This is a genomic window from Streptomyces sp. NPDC027189 (genome assembly GCF_055566975.1).
On sequence record NZ_JBVHRI010000013.1, the window covers coordinates 234928 to 249361 of the forward strand.

The 14434-nt window shown below is 71.1% G+C and carries 15 protein-coding genes; 12 read left to right on the forward strand and 3 right to left on the reverse strand.

The window, feature by feature from the left end; genetic code table 11:
• The first annotated feature begins 75 nt into the window (after window positions 1-75).
• A complete protein-coding gene (locus tag ACZ4RZ_RS28970) occupies window positions 76-966 on the forward strand; it encodes a fumarylacetoacetate hydrolase family protein (RefSeq protein ID WP_467748912.1) in 891 nt (296 codons plus the stop codon).
• A gap of 11 nt (window positions 967-977) precedes the next feature.
• On the opposite strand, the gene ACZ4RZ_RS28975 is transcribed toward ACZ4RZ_RS28970, so the two are convergent.
• From ACZ4RZ_RS28975 to ACZ4RZ_RS28985, 3 genes are all read right to left on the reverse strand, one after another.
• Window positions 978-1844, reverse strand: coding sequence for an LLM class F420-dependent oxidoreductase (locus tag ACZ4RZ_RS28975; protein WP_467748913.1), 867 nt, complete (start codon window positions 1842-1844; stop codon window positions 978-980).
• A 77-nt stretch (window positions 1845-1921) separates the two neighbouring features.
• On the reverse strand, window positions 1922-2401 hold the full coding sequence (locus ACZ4RZ_RS28980; RefSeq protein WP_467748915.1) for a heme-degrading domain-containing protein: 480 nt from the start codon (window positions 2399-2401) through the stop codon (window positions 1922-1924).
• Window positions 2398-3483: a Gfo/Idh/MocA family oxidoreductase gene (locus tag ACZ4RZ_RS28985; RefSeq protein WP_467748916.1), complete on the reverse strand. Its 1086-nt coding sequence runs from the start codon at window positions 3481-3483 to the stop codon at window positions 2398-2400. The genes ACZ4RZ_RS28980 and ACZ4RZ_RS28985 overlap by 4 nt, the downstream gene beginning before the upstream one ends.
• 117 nt (window positions 3484-3600) lie before the next feature.
• On the opposite strand from ACZ4RZ_RS28985, the gene ACZ4RZ_RS28990 reads away from it, so the two are divergent.
• The 11 genes from ACZ4RZ_RS28990 to ACZ4RZ_RS29040 all read left to right on the forward strand — a co-directional run bounded on the left by ACZ4RZ_RS28990 (window position 3601) and on the right by ACZ4RZ_RS29040 (window position 14403).
• Window positions 3601-4818: an ROK family transcriptional regulator gene (locus ACZ4RZ_RS28990; protein WP_467748993.1), complete on the forward strand. Its 1218-nt coding sequence runs from the start codon at window positions 3601-3603 to the stop codon at window positions 4816-4818.
• 310 nt (window positions 4819-5128) lie between these two features.
• Window positions 5129-5995, forward strand: coding sequence for a hypothetical protein (locus ACZ4RZ_RS28995; RefSeq protein WP_467748918.1), 867 nt, complete (start codon window positions 5129-5131; stop codon window positions 5993-5995).
• Between the two features lie 223 nt (window positions 5996-6218).
• A complete protein-coding gene (locus ACZ4RZ_RS29000; protein ID WP_467748919.1) occupies window positions 6219-7001 on the forward strand; it encodes a GntR family transcriptional regulator in 783 nt (260 codons plus the stop codon).
• Window positions 7002-7175: 174 nt separating this feature from the next.
• Window positions 7176-8300 (forward strand): TIGR03364 family FAD-dependent oxidoreductase, encoded by a 1125-nt coding sequence (locus ACZ4RZ_RS29005; RefSeq protein WP_467748920.1) that lies wholly within the window; start codon window positions 7176-7178, stop codon window positions 8298-8300.
• Window positions 8294-9013, forward strand: a complete 720-nt coding sequence (locus tag ACZ4RZ_RS29010; protein ID WP_467748921.1) for an HAD family hydrolase — start codon at window positions 8294-8296, stop codon at window positions 9011-9013. Before ACZ4RZ_RS29005 ends, ACZ4RZ_RS29010 begins: the two co-directional genes overlap by 7 nt.
• Window positions 9010-10062, forward strand: coding sequence for an ABC transporter ATP-binding protein (locus ACZ4RZ_RS29015; RefSeq protein WP_467748922.1), 1053 nt, complete (start codon window positions 9010-9012; stop codon window positions 10060-10062). The genes ACZ4RZ_RS29010 and ACZ4RZ_RS29015 overlap by 4 nt, the downstream gene beginning before the upstream one ends.
• 16 nt (window positions 10063-10078) lie before the next feature.
• On the forward strand, window positions 10079-11206 hold the full coding sequence (locus tag ACZ4RZ_RS29020) for a 2-aminoethylphosphonate ABC transporter permease subunit (RefSeq protein ID WP_467748923.1): 1128 nt from the start codon (window positions 10079-10081) through the stop codon (window positions 11204-11206).
• The gene (locus ACZ4RZ_RS29025; RefSeq protein WP_467748925.1) at window positions 11193-11990 is read left to right on the forward strand and encodes an ABC transporter permease; all 798 of its coding nucleotides are present in this window, start codon (window positions 11193-11195) and stop codon (window positions 11988-11990) included. The genes ACZ4RZ_RS29020 and ACZ4RZ_RS29025 overlap by 14 nt, the downstream gene beginning before the upstream one ends.
• An 88-nt stretch (window positions 11991-12078) precedes the next feature.
• Entirely contained in the window at window positions 12079-13161 is a 1083-nt protein-coding gene (locus tag ACZ4RZ_RS29030; protein ID WP_467748926.1) for a 2-aminoethylphosphonate ABC transporter substrate-binding protein, read from the forward strand.
• An 86-nt stretch (window positions 13162-13247) separates the two neighbouring features.
• Entirely contained in the window at window positions 13248-13484 is a 237-nt protein-coding gene (locus ACZ4RZ_RS29035) for a hypothetical protein (RefSeq protein ID WP_467748927.1), read from the forward strand.
• Between the two features lie 139 nt (window positions 13485-13623).
• The gene (locus ACZ4RZ_RS29040; RefSeq protein ID WP_467748929.1) at window positions 13624-14403 is read left to right on the forward strand and encodes an HAD-IIA family hydrolase; all 780 of its coding nucleotides are present in this window, start codon (window positions 13624-13626) and stop codon (window positions 14401-14403) included.
• Window positions 14404-14434: the final 31 nt, after the last annotated feature.

Genomic DNA, 14434 nt, shown 5'->3' on the forward strand with positions numbered 1-14434 from the left:
AAGCTTGGAGGATCGACCAGTCCTCCGATGGCTGCACCCATCGGTCGACTGCCGCGATCGAGGGAGATTGTGATCATGAAGCTGCTGCGAGTCGGTACGGCGGGGTCGGAGCGGCCCGCGCTGCTCGACGCCGAGGGGACCCTCCGGGATCTGTCGGGCATCGTCCCGGACATCGACGGGGCGCTGCTCGCCGACGACGCGGCGCTCGGCCGGATCCGTTCCGCCGCCGGTGGGGGCACCTCCCATGCCCTTAAGGCTATGGGGGACGGTGAGCTGCCCGCGCTGGACGCGACCGGCCTCCGCGTCGGGCCACCGCTCGCCCGCATCGGCAAGGTCGTGTGCATCGGGCTGAACTACCACGACCACGCCCGCGAGACCGGCGCCGAGCCGCCCGCCGAGCCGGTGATCTTCTTCAAGGCGGCGGACACGGTGGTCGGCCCGAACGACACGGTGCTCGTGCCGCGCGGGTCGGTGAAGACCGACTGGGAGGTCGAGCTGGCGGTCGTCATCGGCCGCACGGCCCGCTATCTGGAGTCCGGCGAGGAGGCGCTCGCGCACGTCGCCGGGTACGCGGTGGCGCACGACGTGTCCGAGCGCGAGTTCCAGATCGAGCGCGGCGGCACCTGGGACAAGGGCAAGAACTGCGAGACGTTCAATCCGCTGGGGCCGTGGCTGGTGACGGCGGACGAGGTGCCGGATCCGCAGAACCTGTCGCTGAAGCTCTGGGTCAACGGCGAGCTGAAGCAGGACGGCACGACCGCCGAGCAGATCTTCCCGGTGGCCGAAGTCGTGCGGTACGTCAGCCAGTTCATGACCCTCTACCCCGGTGACGTCATCAACACGGGTACGCCGGCGGGGGTTGCCCTCGGGCAGCCCGAGCCCAAGCCGTTCCTCCGGGCCGGAGATGTCGTGGAGCTGGAGGTCGAGGGACTCGGGCGTCAGCGCCAGCAGTTCAAGGACGCCTGAGCCCCCCGACTTCAGATCAAGAGGTCGGCCAGCCTGTGCCATACCTCCCGCTGCAGTCCGTCCCTCGGCCCGCCGTCCACCACCTGGATCGCCACATGGTCCGCACCCGCCTCGTGGAAGGCGTTGACGCGGTCACGGATCCGGTCCTCGTCGCCCCATGCGTACAGCGCGTCGATCAGGCGGTCGCTGCCGCCGTCGGCCAGGTCGTCCTCGGTGAAGCCGAGGCGCAGGAAGGTGTTCGTGTAGTTGGGGAGGGAGAGGTACATGGCGAGGGCCTCGCGGGCCAGGGCGCGGGCGCGCGTCGGGTCGGTCTCCGGGACGACCTTGAACTCGGGGGCCAGCAGCGGGGCCTCGCCCAGGATCTCGCGGGCCTGGGCGGTGTGCTCGGGCGTGACCAGGTAGGGGATCGCGCCCGCCGCCCGGTCGGCGGAGAGTTGCAGCGTCTTCGGACCGAGGGCCGCCAGGACCCGGCGCTCCGCGGGGACCCCGGCCGCGTCCAGCGCGTCGAGGTAGTCGACCAGGGCCGAGTACGGGCGGCGGTACTGGTCCGCGAGCTTGGCGTGGCTCACCCCGAGGCCGAGCACGAAGCGGCCGGGGTGGGCCGAATCCACCTCGGCGAAGCCCGCCGCGCTCGCCTCGGCGTCGTACTGCCAGATGCTCTGGATGCTGGTGCCGACCGTGAGCCGCGAGGTGGCTTCCAGCAGGGGTACGGCGTGGCGGGCGGCGCTGCTGCCGCCCAACCAGACGGTGCCGTAGCCGAGCTGCTCCAGCTCGGCGGCGGCCTCGGCGATATCGGCGCGCCTGTCCGGGTCCTCCGAGCGGAGTCCGACGCTCCAGATGCCGTACCGGCCGACTGTTTCCTTCAGGGCGGTGCTCATGGTTCCGTTCCCTCCGGGTGGGTGTCGTTCCATGATCGCTGTCTCGTACGACAGTCCCAACCGGAGGGTGCCTCGAGTTAATCCCGCCGGTGCTGTTCGGCCAGGAACTGCTCCAGCGCCTCCACCACCATCGCGTGGTCCTCCACCTGCGGGAGCCCGGAGACCACCACCGTGCCGATCACGCCCGCGCCCTCGACGGCTATCGGGAACGCGCCGCCGTGCGCCGCGTAGGTGTCCGGGTCGAGGCGCGAGGACTCCTCGAAGGTCGTGCCCTTGGCGCGGAAGCGCGAGCCGACCAGGAGTGATGAGCAGCCGTAGCGCTCGACGACGCGGCGCTTGCGGTCGATCCAGGCGTCGTTGTCCGGGGTCGAGCCCGGCAGTGCCGCGTGGAAAAGCTGCTGGCCGCCGCGGCGGATGTCGATGGCGACGGCGGCCTGACGGTCCCGGGCCAGCTCGACGAGGAGTGTGCCGAGGGTCCATGCGTCGTCGTATGTGAAGTGGCGGAGCGTCAAGCGGCGCTCCTGCACCTCGAGTTCGGGGATCTCCGGCCCGTTCACAGGGACACCACCACTCCCTCGCGGGCGGAGCGGCGGGCCGCCTCCAGGACGTCGAGGGCGGCTGCCGCCTCCAGGGCGGTCACCGGGTTCTCGCCCGTGCCCCGGAGTGCCGCGGCGATCGCCGCGTAGTACGAGGGGTACGCGCCGGGGAGCGTGGGCTCGGGGCGGCCGCCACCCGTCAGCGGGGATTCCCCGGCGCCGACGCGGCCCCACAGGGACTCGGGCTCGACACCCCACTCGGCCGACGTGCCGGGCCGCTTGCCCTCGCGCAGGTCCGCCTCCTGCGGGTCGAGGTCGTACTTCACGTAACCGGCCTGCGAGCCCAGCACGCGGAAACGCGGGCCGAGTTGGGCGGTCGTCGCGGAGACGTAGAGGTGGGAGCGCACGCCGTTCGCGTGCGTGATCGCGATGAAGGTGTCGTCATCGGCCCGAGCGCCGGAGCGGCGGATGTCCGACTCGGCGTACACCGAGGTCGCGGGGCCGAACAGGACCAGCGCCTGGTCGACGACGTGGCTGCCGAGGTCGTAGAGGAGACCTCCGATCTCTGCCGGGTCGCCGGACTCGCGCCAGCCGCCCTTGGGCTGCGGGCGCCAGCGCTCGAAGCGGGACTCGAAGCGCCAGATGTCGCCCAGCTCGCCCTCGGCGAGCAGCTTGCGGACGGTCAGGAAGTCGTTGTCCCAGCGGCGGTTCTGGAAGACCGAGAGGAGGAGGCCGCGTTCGTCGGCCAGGGCGGCCAGCTCGCGGGCCTCCGCCGCCGTACCGGCGATGGGCTTGTCGACCACGACCGGGAGGCCCGCCTTGAGGGCGGCCGTCGCGATCGGGACGTGGGTCTTGTTCGGGGACGCGATGACGATCAGGTCCAGTTCGTCGGCGCGCGCCCAGAGCTCGTCGGGCGTGGCGGCGAACCGGAGGCCGTCGCCGAACTCGGCGCGGGCCTGCTCCTGCCGCTCCGGGTTGGACGTGACGACCGTGTCGAGGGTCAGCCCCTCGGTCGCGGCGATCAGCGGGGCGTGGAAGACGGAGCCCGCGAGGCCGTAGCCGACGAGGCCCACATGGAGGGGGGTATCAGTCATGCCTGTCATGGTCCCCACTTTCGCAACGCTGTTGCCAAAGTGCAAGCGCGGGGGACAATGGGGGACGTGAACAGGAGCGATGCGGGCGATGGGAACGCTGTGGGGTCGGGTGCAGCGGTGCCGGGGATGGGCCGGCGGCAGCAGCAGGGGCGTGGTCGGGTCGTGGAGGCGGGTGTGAGCGTGGCGGCGGGAGCTGCCTCGTCCGGCTTGCGGGGCCGTAACGCGGAGGCCGGACCCGGAGTGAATCTGCTCGCCCTGCGCAGTCACAACGCCGCGCTCGTGCTGGATCTACTGCGTACGGCCGGGCCGTCCGGGATCAGCCGGCTCGAACTCGCCGAGCGGACCGGGCTGACCCCGCAGGCCGTCAGCAAGATCACCGCCCGGCTGCGGGCGGACGGCCTCGCGGTGGAGGCGGGGCGCCGCGCCTCCACCGGCGGCAAGCCCCGTACCGTGCTGCGGCTCGTCCCCGAGGCCGGGCACGCCGTCGGGCTGCACCTCGACCGGGACGAGTTGACGGCGGTGCTCTGCGATCTCACGGGGGCCGTGGTGGACGAGCGGAGGGCTCCACTGGATCTGGGGGCCGGGGCGGAGGCGGTCGTCGAGGGGGCGGCGGGCGAGGTGGAGGCCCTGGTCGCGGGGGCGTCCGTGCTGGGCGTGGGGGTCGCGCTGCCGGGGCCTCTCGATCACGTGCGGGGGGTTTTGCACCGGGTCACCGGGTTTCCCGAGTGGGACGGTTTTCCGTTGCGGGACGCGTTGGCGGGGCGGTTGGGGATGCCGGTGGTGGTGGACAAGGACACGAACGCGGCCGCGTTGGGGGTTGCGGTGGGGGGTGGCGCCCCAGCGGGCGCTTGGACCGCCGAGGTTGCCGGGGCCGTCGGGGGGTCCTTCGCGTATCTGCATCTGGGCACGGGGCTGGGGGCCGGGCTTGTCATCGGTGGGGGCGTGCATCGGGGGGCCCGTACCGGGGCGGGGGAGTTCGGGCATCAGGTCATTCAGCTGGACGGGCCGGTGTGCGGGTGCGGCAACCGCGGGTGCATCGAGGTGTTGTGCCTGGAGGCGGTGAGGCGGGGAGCCGTGGATGAGGCGGCGCGGGTGCTGGGCGCGGGCGCCGCGAATCTCGTGGGGCTGCTGGACATTGATCTCGTGCTGCTGGGCGGGCGCACTGTCGCGGCCCATCAGGAGGACTTTGTGCGGGGGGTCGGGGCTGTGCTGGAGGAGCGGGCTCGGCGGGAGGGGGTGGATGCGGCGGTGCCCGTGCGGGTTGCTCCCGGTGGGGCGCGGGGGGTTGCGGAGGGGGCGGCGCAGTTGTTGCTGGCGCCGTTGTTCGGGCGGGCGGAGGGGTGACGGTTGGGCGGGGGGAGGGGTGACGGTTGAGTGGGGGCTGAGGTGTGGGGTTTCTCGCCCCCTCCGCCCCTACCGGTCCCGTATCTGGGGGCTGTGCCCCCAGACCCCCTGGGTTGCCTTTTGGGTGCGGACGGGTGGGGGGCTCGTCGCGCAGTTCCCCGCGCTCCTTGCGGCCGAACGGGGGGTGCGGTGGGCGTGGCGGGGCGGTGGGGGCGGGTGGGTGTGGCAGCGTCATGGGTGCCGTTGCCCGTTATCGCCTGATGTTTCCGGTCCCGATTCCTCCTGTCCCCGATCGGCCGAAGGCCCTCTCATGCGACTGCGCAAGTCCCTCCCGCTCGCTCTGACCGCCGCCCACGCCCTGGCCCTTGTGCCTGCCCCCGCTCTCGCGCTCACCCAGCCACTCGTCCCCGCGAGTCCCCGTCCCACCTGTGCCGCCCCCGACACCAGGGACTTCCCCATCAAGACCCGTATCCACGATGGTCCCGCCACCTATGACGTCGGCGGTGACTTCCGGACCTGGTACATCGACCTCACCAACACCACGGCGCACTCCTGCGGGGGCATTCACCCGATCGTCGTGCTCGTGGACGCGAAGCGGGTGTTGCGGCCGGGGCAGGCGCGGTTGGAGTTCTACGAGGGGGAGCGGTCGCATCCGGTGACGTTCGAGACGAGTGACGCGGCTGAGAGCGTGGGGGCGTTCGACGACGGGTTCCCGGGGTTCACCGTGGGGCCCGGGAAGACGCTCACCGTGAAGGTGCGCCTCTCCGTGACCTCCGACGCGACCGCCCCGAACGACGTCGTCGCGAACGCGGCCGTCGTGCAGCGGCACAACGACGACGGGGACTGGGTGGGGGAGTCGAACGACTACCGGTTCCGCATTCAAGACGAGGGACAGAGCGAGAGCGAGATCGGGAGCGAGAGTGAGAGCCCGAGCCCGAGCCCGAGCGAGAGCACCGGCCAGGACGCCGGCACTGGGGTCGCGCCCAGCGCCGGCTCGGGCGGCGGCGATGGGCGTGGTGGCAACACTACGCAGAAGCAGGCCCCGTCCCCGGACGAGTTGGCCCGCACCGGCCCGGGTGCGGCGCACCGGCTCGGCGTGACGGCCGGCCTCGTCCTGTTCGCCGCGGGAGCCGCCTTGCTCGCCGTGACTCGCCGGGTACGCCTCCGCCGTCGCTGATCCCTGTGCCGCCCTCTGCGTCACCGTGTCGCCTCTGCCACCTGTGCCACCTGTGTCACCTCTGCCACCTTCTGCGTCACCCGTGTCGCCTGTGCCACCTGTGCCGTACGTGTCACCTGTGCCACCTTCTGCGTCACCCGTGTCGCCTGTGCCACCTGTGCCGTACGTGTCACCTGTGCCACCTGGAACTCGTGGCGCGCACCCCATCTGCGACGATCCCCCCGTGGACTACCCGAACGACCAGGCCCCCGGCGCCCCCGTCCGCTCCGGCATCCCGGAGCACGGCCGTATCCCGAAGTACTACGCGGTGAAGGCGCACATCGCCCTGCTGATAGAGGAGTTGGGCGAGGGGGGCCTCCTTCCCACCGAGCGTGATCTCGCGGAGAGGTACGAGGTCGCCCGCGAGACCGTGCGCCAGGCCCTGCGCGAGTTGCTGCTCGAAGGGAGGCTGCGACGGCAGGGGCGCGGGACGGTCGTCGCAGGACCGAAACTGGAGCAGCCGCTCTCCCTCGCCAGCTACACCGAGGGCGTTCGGCGGCAGGGGCGCACCCCCGGACGTACGCTCATCTCGCTCGACCGCTTCCCCTGCCCCGAGGCCCTGGCCGCCGAGGCGGGGCTCACGCTGGGCGAACCCGTGTGGCACATGGAGCGCGTTCTGCTCGCGGACGACGAGCGGGTCGGGCTGGAGAGCACGTACGTCGCCGTGGCGCGCGTGCCGGGGCTCGACCGTGACTTCGACCCGGACTCCTCCTTCTACGCGTACCTCCATGAACGGCTCGGCATCGCGTTCGGCGACGCCGACGAGCGGATCGAGACCGTGCTGGCCACCCCGCGCGAGGCCCTGCTCATCGGGACGCCGCCCGCGCTGCCGATGCTGCTGATCCACCGGGTCTCGCGGGACACGGAGGGGCAGCCGCTGGAGCGGGTGCGGACGCTGTACCGGGGGGATCGCTTCTCCTTCACGGCCCACCTCGGCGGTCACCCGGGCGGTCACCGCGGCGGTTGATTCCGGCCGTTTTTCCGCTGGTTTCTGCTAGTTCAAGCCGCGATCGGGCGGGCTTCGGTCCGCCCTCTTTTATAACGACAAGATAACGGGTCTAGCCCAAACGTGATGGGCAGTTCACCATCTGGTTGCCGGTCGGACCCTTCCGATTCCCTCGTCCCGAGGAGCGTTGCCGTCGTGAGAGTGATAGTCGTCGGAGCCGGAGTGGTGGGCACCCTGCATGCCTGGCATGCAGTGGAGCGCGGCCACGAGGTCGTACAGATCGAGCGTGAGGCGGAGGCCCGCGGGGCCTCGCTGCGCAACTTCGGGCAGATCTGGGTGAGTGGTCGCGCCGGAGGAGAGGAGCTCGAAACCGCCCTGCGGGCACGGGAGTTGTGGGAGGGGATCGGGGCGCGCGTCCCGGGGCTCGGGTTTCGGGCGTGCGGGTCGCTGACCCCCGTACGGGGGGACCTCGAACTGGCCGTCGCCGAGGCCGCTCTGGCTCGCCCGGACGCTGCCGCACGCGGCTACAAGTTGCTCACGGCGCACGAAGCGCGCGCGATGAACCCGGCGCTGCGGGGCGCGTTCGACGCCGCCCTGTACTGCGAGCGCGACGCCGCCGTCGAGCCGCGTACCGCCCAACTCGCCCTTCGCGAAGAGCTGTTGCGGTCCCCCAACTACACCTTCCTGCCGGGGCGCGAGGTCCGTGACGTCGTCGGTGAGAACGCCGTGCGCGACGACCACGGGGACGTGCACACCGGTGACGTCGTCGTGCTGTGCACGGGGGCCTGGCTGAGCGGTCTCGTACGGGAGTTGGCGGGGCCCGAGCTGCCCGTGCGGCGCGTACGGCTGCAGATGATGCAGACCGACCCGCTCGGTGAGCCGCTCACCACCTCCGTCGCCGACGCGGACAGTTTCCGCTACTACCCCGCGTATCGCAGCCCCGCCCTCGACGAACTCGACGCGCACCAGCCGCAGGCCGCGACCGCCACCGCGCACCGGATGCAGCTGCTCATGGTGCAGCGCGCGGACGGCGGGCTGACCATCGGCGACACCCACGAGTACGAGCACCCCTTCGCCTTCGACACCCTCGAAGACCCCTACGACCACCTCATCGAGGTCGTCGAGTCCTTCCTCGGACGGCCGCTGCCGAAGATCCGGCGCCGCTGGGCCGGGGTGTACGCGCAGTGCACCGACCCGAGCCGGGTCGTGCACCGGCAGCGCGTACGGGACGGGGTGTGGCTGGTCACCGGGCCCGGTGGGCGCGGTATGACCTGCTCGCCCGCCATTGCCGAGACAACCGCCAACGAGCTGGGATGGTGACCGAGTTGAACCCCATACGTCTTGTCGTCCTCGACATGGCCGGCACCACCGTCGCCGACGGCGGGCTGGTGGAACAGGCCTTCGCCGTGGCCGCCGGGGAGCTGGGCGTCGAGCCCGGCTCCGCCGACCACGCCGAGAAGCTCGACTACGTCCGGGCCACCATGGGCGAGTCCAAGATCTCCGTCTTCCGGCATCTGTTCGGCGAGGAGGCGCTCGCCCAGCGGGCCAACTCCGCCTTCGAGAAGGCGTACGGGGAACTGGTCGACGGCGGCCGCATCGAGCCGATCGCCGGGGCCCGCGAGGCGATCCAGGCGCTCGCCGAAGCCGGGCGGACGGTCGTGCTCACCACCGGGTTCGCCCGCGTCACCCAGGACGCCATCCTCGACGCCCTGGGCTGGCGGGACCTGGTGCCGCTCACCCTGTGCCCGGCGGACGCGGGGGGCCGTGGGCGGCCGTACCCCGACATGGTGCTGGAGGCCATTCTGCGGACCAAGGCCGCCGAGGGCGTTCAGCAGGTAGCCGTCGTGGGCGACACCTCGTACGACATGCTCAGTGGCGTCCGCGCCGGGGCGGGGGTCGTCGCCGGAGTGCTCACCGGCGCCCACGACGACCGGGCGCTGCGCGCCGCCGGGGCCGGGCACGTGCTCGGTTCCGTAGCCGAGCTGCCCACGCTGCTCGACGGGCCCGCGCTGCGCGACGGAGGCGGGCGATGAGCAGCGGTATCCGCTTCGACCGGGTGTCCGTCGCGTACGAGGGCAACACGGTCCTCGACTCGCTCGACCTCACCGTCGGGCCCGGCGAGGTGATGGCGCTGCTCGGGCCGTCCGGGTCCGGGAAGACCACCGCGTTGCGGGCCGTCGCCGGATTCGTGCGGCCCGCCTCCGGGCGGGTGTTCATCGGCGACCGCGACGTGACCGATCTGCCGCCGTACCGGCGCGGGATCGGCATGGTGGTGCAGCAGTACGCGCTCTTCCCGCACCTGCGGGTCGAGCACAACGTCGCCTTCGGGCTCAAGGCGCGGAAGGTGGCCAAGGGCGAGATCCGCGGGCGGGTCGCCGAAGCGCTGGAGATGACCGGGATGGCCGCGTACGCCCGGCGGTATCCGCGTGAACTGTCCGGCGGGCAGCAGCAGCGCGTCGCCATCGCGCGGGCGCTTGCCATCCGGCCCGGTGTCCTCCTCCTCGACGAGCCGCTGTCCGCGCTCGACGCGCAGCTGCGGTCCGGGATGCTGGCCGAACTTGCCCGGCTGCACCGGGAGTTGCCCGATGTGTCGATCCTGTACGTCACTCATGACCAGGTCGAGGCGCTGACCCTGGCCGACCGGATCGCGGTCATGGACAAGGCGCGGTTGCAGGATGTCGGGACGCCGCAGGAGTTGTACCGGGCGCCGCGGACCGAGTTCACGGCGTCATTCGTGGGCAACGCGAATCTGCTGCCCGTGACCGTGGCTGCGGACGGGGTTTCCTTCGGCGGGGTCGAGCTCAAGGTCGATACGGGGGGTGCGGCGCGGGGCGCCTCGGCGACCCTGTGCGTACGGCCCCACCTTGTTGGGCTGGGGGCCGGGCCCAACCAAGTCGTCGGGACCGTCGGTGAGATCCAGTGGCGGGGGGCCACACATCGGCTGTACGTCGATGTGGGGGGCCACCGGGTGATGGCGGACCTCCGCGAGCTGCGCACGCCTCCGGCGTTGGGGGATTCGGTCGACTTGCACTTCGCGCCCGAGGATGCCGTGCTGCTGGCCGCAGGGGTGACCGATGGGTAGGTCCAGTGAGCCCCCGATGACAAGTGACCCGGCGCTGGTGGCTGTGCCCACCCGTTCCGCCCTGCGGAACGATTGCCCACAGCGGGACCAGCGGGATCGGCAGGACCAGCCGGACCAGCGGGACCAGGCGGATCGGCAGGATGAGCGGGATCGGCAGGATGAGCGGGACCAGCGGGACCAGCGGGATCGGCGGGACCAGGCGGACCAGCGGGACCAGGCGGATCGGCAGGATGAGCGGGATCGGCGGGACCAGCGGGATCGGCGGGACCAGCGGGATCGGCGGGACCAGGCGGATCCGCAGGAGCAGCGGGACCGGCGCCCCCGGCCGTATCAGCCGTACCTCTGGGCCCTGCCGCCCGTCCTGGCCCTCTCCCTCGTCTTCCTCTACCCCCTGGCCCTCGTCATCCAGCAGTCCTTGCAGCCGGACACCGGGGGGACCTCCCTCCAGCCGTACGGCGATGTCTTCGCGTCCGACGCTTTTCGGGAGGCGCTCTGGACGACCGTCTGGATCGCCGTGGCGGCGACCGCCACGTGTCTTGTGCTCGGGTTCGTACTGGCTCTGGTCATCGCGTTCGTGCCGTTCCCCGGGGGGAAGGCCGTGGCCAAGTTCATCGACGTGTTCCTCTCCTTCCCCTCCTTCCTCATCACGCTCGCCCTGCTGTTCATCTACGGCACCGTGGGCATGGCGAACGGGCTGTGGACGGACGCGACCGGGGCCGCCGAGGGGCCGTTCCAGTTCCTCACCACGCCGTGGGGTGTGCTGCTCGCCGAGGTCACGTACTTCACCCCGTTCGTGATGCGGCCGCTGCTCGCCGCCTTCTCGCAGATCGACACCGCGCAGTTGGAGGTGGCGTCCTCCCTCGGGGCACGGCCCGCCCGGATCGTGCGGCAGGTGATCCTGCCCGAGGCGCTGCCCGCGCTCGCGGCCGGCGGCAGCCTGGTACTGGTCCTCTGCCTCAACGAGTTCGGGATCGTGCTGTTCACCGGGGCCAAGGGGGTCACCACCCTGCCGATGCTCGTCTACAGCAAGGCGATCCTGGAGTCCGACTATCCGGGCGCGTGTGTGGTCGCCGTCGTCAACGTCCTTATTTCCGTGGGGCTCTACGGCCTCTACCGGGTGGTGAGCCGCCGTGTTGGTGCATAGCCGCAAGGGGAAGTGGGCCACCTGGGCCGTCTTCTTCGTACTCTTCCTGCCCTTGTTCGCCCTGCCGCTGCTGGTCGTCCTCGCCGCGTCGTTCGCCACGAACTGGTCGAGCGCGTTCCCGTCCGGCTTCACCACCGGGCACTACACGGCCGCCACCCGCGGCGAATCGCTCCAGGCGCTGACCACCAGCCTGGTCACGGCGGTCACCGCGAGTCTGCTCGCGCTGCTCGTCGGCACCTGGGCGGCGCTCGCCGCGCACGCGCTCGGGAAGCGGGGCAGGCGCGTTCTGGACGCCCTGTTCATGCTGCCGGTCGCCGTGCCCTCGGTCGTCGTCGGTCTGGCGATCCTGGTCGCCTTCTCCAAGCCGCCGATGCTGCTCAACGGCACCCGGTGGATCGTCATCCTCGCGCACACCGTTCTTGTCACGGCCTTCGCCCACCAGTCGGTGTCGGCCGCCATCGTCCGTCTCGACCCGGCGTACGAACAGGCCGCGGCCTCGCTCGGCGCCCGGCCCTCGTACGTGCTGTGGCGGGTGCGGCTGCCGCTGCTGCTGCCCTCGCTGACCGCCGCCGCGGGGCTCTGCTTCGCCCTGTCCATGGGCGAGTTGAGCGCCACCATGATGCTCTACCCGCCGGACTGGACCCCGCTGCCGGTCCAGATCTACGCGGCCACCGACCGCGGGGCGCTCTTCACCGGCTCCGCACTCGCGGTGGTCCTCATGACCGCCACGGTCGTCGTCCTGTTCGTCGTCTCCCGGATCCGCACCAAAGCGACCTACCGCTGATCCATCAACCCTCGCGACGACAGCGACTTGCCCACCGCTGATCCACCAACCCTCGCAAGAAACACGAACGCAAGGAGTTCGCCTCGCCATGCCCAGAAACACGCGCCTCAAGCCGATCGCCGCCGTCCTCGGCAGCCTCGCCCTCGCCTCCTCCCTCACCGCCTGCGGCGGCGACTCCGCCGCCTCCGACGCCAAGGTCGTCACCGTGTACAGCGCGGACGGCCTCAAGGGCGAGAACGGCGACGGCTGGTACGACCAGGCCTTCAAGGACTTCGAGAAGGAGACCGGGATCAAGGTCAAGTACGTGGAGGGGGGTTCGGGCGAGATGGTCCAGCGCGCCGTCCGCGAGAAGACCAACCCGCAGGCCGACGTCCTCGTCACCCTGCCGCCGTTCATCCAGCAGGCCGACGGCAAGGGGCTGCTGCAGAAGTATGCCCCGAAGGGCTCCGACCAGGTCGACGGCGCCGACAAGGCGGCCGACGCCACCTGGACCTCCGTCGTCAACAACTACTTCGGCTTCGTCTACAACAAGAAGGAGCTCAAGCAGGCGCCCACCACCTGGGACGAACTGCTCGACGCGAAGTACAAGAACAAGCTCCAGTACTCCACCCCGGGTGTCGCCGGCGACGGAACCGCCGTGCTCATCAAGGCGATCCACGACTTCGGCGGCAAGGAGCCGGCGCTGGCCTACCTGAAGAAGCTCCAGGCCAACAACGTCGGCCCTTCCGCCTCGACCGGCAAGCTCGCGCCCAAGGTCGACAAGGGCGAACTCCTCGTCGCGAACGGCGACGTCCAGATGAACTACGCGCAGTCCAAGGACATGCCGAACCTGAGCATCTGGTTCCCGCAGGCCACCGACAAGGCCACCGACGCCGCCGGAAAGCCCACCACCTTCGCCCTCCCGTACGCCGCGGGGCTCGTCACCAAGGCCCCGCACTCGGAGAACGGCAAGAAGCTCCTCGACTTCATGCTCTCCGCCAAGGCCCAGCAGCAGGTCAGTGAGATCGGCGGCGGCTTCTCCGCCCGCAAGGACGTCAAGGCCACCGACGCGAACGCCATCGCCCTGACCAGGCTCATGGACGGTGTCGAGGTCTTCGAGCCGGACTGGGCCGACATCGACAAGAACCTCCAGTCGTACGTCGAGGACTGGAAGTCGGCCACCGGCAGCTGACCTCTCGCGCACAGCGCTCCACCCGGCAACGCCCCTGGAACCACCGGGGGCGTTGCCATGCCCGAACACGCCGCAGCCCCTCATCCGTGCCCCACACCGCCCCCTTCAACGACCCCGGCGGCTCCAGCCGGCCCGAGCGGCAGACCTTCCTGATCGCGACCGGGCCCACGCCGGCCGCCGGTTCGGTGCGGTACGACGTCAAGATGCCGGACATCGCCGCCTCCGCCCTCGCCCACCTGGGCATCGCGATCGACCCGGTCCGGGGCCTCGACGGACGGCCCGTGCAGCAGCCGGCTCCGGCGGCAACAACTGGTACTGGGTGATAGACGGAGTCGCGATCAAGCAGACCTGACCGGACTGGGACCGTACGGGCCTGACTAGGCTGGGGGCGTCGGCACAGCGACGTTCCGGCGCCCCCGGATCGTGTGCGTACGTACGCCAGGACGGCAGGAGATCCAGCACATGGCAGAGCGCAAGCCCATCGAGTCGTGGCTCACCGACATGGACGGTGTGCTCATCCACGAGGGTGTGCCGATCCCCGGCGCCGACGCCTTCATCAAGAGGCTGCGGGAGTCCGGCCGGCCCTTTCTGGTGCTGACCAACAACTCGATCTACACCGCCCGTGACCTGCACGCCCGGCTCCAGCGCATGGGGCTGGACGTCCCGGTCGAGAACATCTGGACGTCCGCGCTGGCCACCGCCAAGTTCCTGGACGACCAGCGCCCCGGCGGCACGGCGTACGTCATCGGAGAGGCGGGCCTGACCACGGCGCTGCACGACATCGGGTACGTCCTCACCGACCACGACCCGGACTACGTGGTCCTCGGCGAGACCCGTACGTACTCCTTCGAGGCGATGACCAAGGCGGTCCGGCTGATCAAGGGCGGCGCCCGCTTCATCGCCACCAACCCCGACGAGACGGGCCCGTCCACGGAGGGCCCGCTGCCCGCCACCGGTGCGGTGGCCGCGCTGATCACCAAGGCGACCGGCAAGCAGCCGTACTTCGCGGGCAAGCCGAACCCGCTGATGATGCGGACCGGCCTGAACGCCATCGGGGCGCACTCCGAGACCAGCGCGATGATCGGCGACCGGATGGACACGGACGTGCTGGCCGGTCTGGAGGCCGGGATGGAGACGTTCCTGGTGCTCACGGGGCTGACCACGCCCGCGGAGATCGAGCAGTACCCGTACCGGCCGTCGAGGATCGTGGACTCGATCGCGGACCTGGTCGACCGGGTCTAGAGCGCGCACCGGGCGGGATCCGGAGTGCGCA

Coding starts and splice junctions, on each gene's coding strand:
- ACZ4RZ_RS28970 (WP_467748912.1), top strand. CDS start 76: ATGAAGCTGCTGCGAGTCGGTACGGCGGGGTCGGAGCGGCCCGCGCTG.
- ACZ4RZ_RS28975 (WP_467748913.1), bottom strand. CDS start 1,844: ATGAGCACCGCCCTGAAGGAAACAGTCGGCCGGTACGGCATCTGGAGC.
- ACZ4RZ_RS28985 (WP_467748916.1), bottom strand. CDS start 3,483: ATGACAGGCATGACTGATACCCCCCTCCATGTGGGCCTCGTCGGCTAC.
- ACZ4RZ_RS28990 (WP_467748993.1), top strand. CDS start 3,601: ATGGGCCGGCGGCAGCAGCAGGGGCGTGGTCGGGTCGTGGAGGCGGGT.
- ACZ4RZ_RS28995 (WP_467748918.1), top strand. CDS start 5,129: ATGCGACTGCGCAAGTCCCTCCCGCTCGCTCTGACCGCCGCCCACGCC.
- ACZ4RZ_RS29010 (WP_467748921.1), top strand. CDS start 8,294: ATGGTGACCGAGTTGAACCCCATACGTCTTGTCGTCCTCGACATGGCC.
- ACZ4RZ_RS29015 (WP_467748922.1), top strand. CDS start 9,010: ATGAGCAGCGGTATCCGCTTCGACCGGGTGTCCGTCGCGTACGAGGGC.
- ACZ4RZ_RS29020 (WP_467748923.1), top strand. CDS start 10,079: ATGACAAGTGACCCGGCGCTGGTGGCTGTGCCCACCCGTTCCGCCCTG.
- ACZ4RZ_RS29030 (WP_467748926.1), top strand. CDS start 12,079: ATGCCCAGAAACACGCGCCTCAAGCCGATCGCCGCCGTCCTCGGCAGC.
- ACZ4RZ_RS29040 (WP_467748929.1), top strand. CDS start 13,624: ATGGCAGAGCGCAAGCCCATCGAGTCGTGGCTCACCGACATGGACGGT.